At 65.9% G+C, this 2,820-nt stretch carries 3 protein-coding genes; 1 reads left to right on the top strand and 2 read right to left on the bottom strand.

Annotation, left to right across the window (positions count from 1 at the left end; all coding sequences use genetic code 11):
• Positions 1–157: 157 nt before the first annotated feature.
• Both ACXJKR_RS28955 and ACXJKR_RS28950 read right to left on the bottom strand, forming a co-directional pair.
• Complete coding sequence (locus tag ACXJKR_RS28955) at positions 158–889, bottom strand: DUF6445 family protein (protein WP_457325785.1); 732 nt, start codon at positions 887–889, stop codon at positions 158–160.
• Positions 890–1,162: 273 nt separating this feature from the next.
• The gene (locus ACXJKR_RS28950; protein ID WP_457325784.1) at positions 1,163–2,353 is read right to left on the bottom strand and encodes an acyl-CoA dehydrogenase; all 1,191 of its coding nucleotides are present in this window, start codon (positions 2,351–2,353) and stop codon (positions 1,163–1,165) included.
• 151 nt (positions 2,354–2,504) lie between these two features.
• Here ACXJKR_RS28950 and ACXJKR_RS28945 point away from each other — a divergent pair.
• Positions 2,505–2,820 (top strand): LysR family transcriptional regulator (locus ACXJKR_RS28945; RefSeq protein ID WP_457325783.1); only part of this gene is annotated, 316 nt, incomplete at its 3' end.

Raw genomic sequence — 2,820 nt, 5'->3', positions numbered from 1 at the left:
CAAGTCACCCAGCGCGTTTGCGGTCTTGCTCGTGTTGCTCGGCACCCGGGATCGGCAGCAACCACGGCTCGCCCCTCTTCGTCACCCGCTCCCCGGTAGACGCGGGCCGGATCCAGAAGTGCTGGCCGGTCCGCCGAGCGTGAGCTGGCGCTGCCGCTCACGCCGCCTGGCGCTTGCACGTGAAAAAACCGTTCAGCGTGAGGCGGCCTTGGAGCGCGTCGGAGCTCAGCAGCGTGGGCTGATCCACGTCAGGCGAATGAAAAAGGGAGCCGTCGTAGAAGATGGCGCGGTTCCAGACCGCGAGGACTTTGGCCACACGCGCGAAATGCGCGTTGTCGCCTTTCATGTAGCCCGGCTCTAACCCGTAGCGCGCACTGAAAGTCGGGCCGTCCAGCTTGAAACTGTCCTCCAGCATGCGGTCGATCTCTTGCGGGTCCCGCAGTGGGCGATAGAAGCTGGTCCCCCCCAGCGTGGGGTCATGAAACAAATACAGCACACTGGCTGCGCACAACAAACTTCGGTCGACGAGCACAACGTCGCGGTGGCACAGCCAAAGCCGGTGATCAAGCGCCTCGGGAGGCGTGTTCAGCAATGACAGCCGCGCCTCCTGATGCAGCGTGCGACGACCACCGAGCGGCGCGCGCGCATGCTCCGCGAACAAATCGGCCATCCGCTCGCCCAGCACCTTGGGCGCGTCGAGCACCAAGCCCGGATAAGGAAAGTGCGTCGGCGGCCGGAAAGCTTGCGAGGCCGCCCATTGGCGCACGCCCTCCGGATTGGCCAGGGCGTTGTCCACCACCACGCAGTGGCTGCCATGCGGCAGAGGCACGACCCGCACGCGCGGCTCGGGATGAAAAAAACGGCCCTCGGCGTCCAGCCACTCTGTCAACACGGCGYTCCTTTCCAACCTGTCTTGTGTTCGTTCATCCTGGAAACCGCGGCGGGCTCGTCCGAAGGGCTGCGATGGCGAGGTGCGCAGTTCTGCCCGAAAGGAAGGAGCTACGCGGCCGGCGTACTGGCAGCGTTGTCTTTCGACTGGTGAATATGGCGGTGAGCCAACACGGCTGACGGCCCCTCAACTGCGGTGCCCAGAATGATAGGTGAGGCCAGCGCTGGCGCCGGTCGTCCAGCCTGCAGGGGACGCCCGTCAGCCTTCCAATTCTCAGAACGCAGCAATCCCCGTGATCGCCCGCCCCAGGATCAACGCATGGATGTCATGCGTGCCCTCATAGGTGTTCACCACCTCCAGGTTCACCAGGTGGCGGGCGATGCCGAACTCGTCGGAGATGCCGTTGCCACCGAGCATGTCGCGCGCCATGCGGGCGATGTCCAGGCTCTTGCCGCAGCTGTTGCGCTTCATGATGGAGGTGATCTCCACCGCCGCCRTGCCCTCGTCCTTCATGCGACCCAGGCGCAGGCAGCCTTGCAGGCCCAGCGTGATCTCGGTCTGCATGTCGGCCAGCTTCTTCTGCACCAACTGGTTGGCCGCCAGCGGCTTGCCGAACTGCTTGCGGTCCATCGTGTACTGGCGGGCCGTGTGCCAGCAGTCTTCTGCCGCACCCAGGGCACCCCAGGCGATGCCATAGCGGGCACTGTTCAAGCAGGTGAACGGGCCCTTGAGGCCACGCACCTCGGGGAAGGCGTTCTCCTCGGGGCAGAACACGCTGTCCATGACGATCTCGCCGGTGATGGAAGCCCGCAGGCCCACCTTGCCGTGGATGGCCGGGGCGCTCAGGCCCTTGGCGCCCTTTTCCAGCACGAAGCCGCGGATCTGGCCGCCGCCGTTGCCCGTGTCTTCCTTGGCCCACACGACGAAGACGTCGGCGATGGGGCTGTTGGTGATCCACATCTTGCTGCCGGTCAGCTCATAGCCGCCGTCGACCTTGCGGGCGCGCGTGATCATGGAGCCGGGGTCGGAGCCGTGGTTGGGCTCGGTCAGGCCGAAGCAGCCGATCCACTCGCCGCTGGCCAGCTTGGGCAGGTATTTCTGCTTGGTCGCCTCGTTGCCGAACTCGTTGATAGGCACCATGACGAGCGACGACTGCACGCTCATCATCGAGCGGTAGCCCGAGTCCACACGCTCCACCTCGCGGGCGATCAGGCCGTAGCTGACGTAATTCAGGCCGGCGCCACCGTACTCGGCAGGGATGGTCGGGCCCAGCAGGCCCAGCTCGCCCATCTCGCGAAAGATGCTGGCGTCGGTCTTCTCGTTGCGGAAGGCCTCCAGCACTCGCGGCTTCAGGCGGTCAGTGCAATAGGCCGCGGCGGCGTCGCGCACCATGCGTTCATCGTCGGTGAGCTGCTCGTTCAGCAGCAGCGGGTCGTCCCAGTGAAAGCTTGCCTTGGTGGCCATGGTGCGCGTCCTAATGAGCAACGCCCGGCAAAAGCGCCGGGCGCGAATGGCAGAAGTATTGCGCCGCGGCCCGATTCGTGTCCAATTCAAGAAACGACTTCGACGATTCGCAATGCCTATTGCCAAGACAACGGACACCGTTACCCGCTCCTTGGAGTTCCGCCATCTGCGCTACTTCATCGCCCTGGCCGAGGAGCTGCACTACGGCCGTGCCGCCCAGCGCCTGGCCATCTCGCAGCCGCCGCTGTCGGTCGCCATCCAGCAGCTGGAGGCCAGCGTCGGCGCCCGTCTCTTCGACCGCGACAGCAAGGGCGTGCGCCTGACGCCCGCGGGCGACGCCTTCCGCACCAGCGCCCAAGCCTTGCTGGACCGCGCCGAGGACGCCTGCGCCCTCGCCCGCGAGGTGCAGGCCGGCGAGGTGGGACGGCTCAGGCTGGGTTTTGTGGGTTCCACGCTGTTCAACGGCC

Source organism: Roseateles sp. P5_E11 (assembly GCF_054049355.1).
The sequence above is the reverse complement of the archived record's forward strand: the minus strand, read 5'-3'. Positions and strand labels throughout refer to the sequence as shown.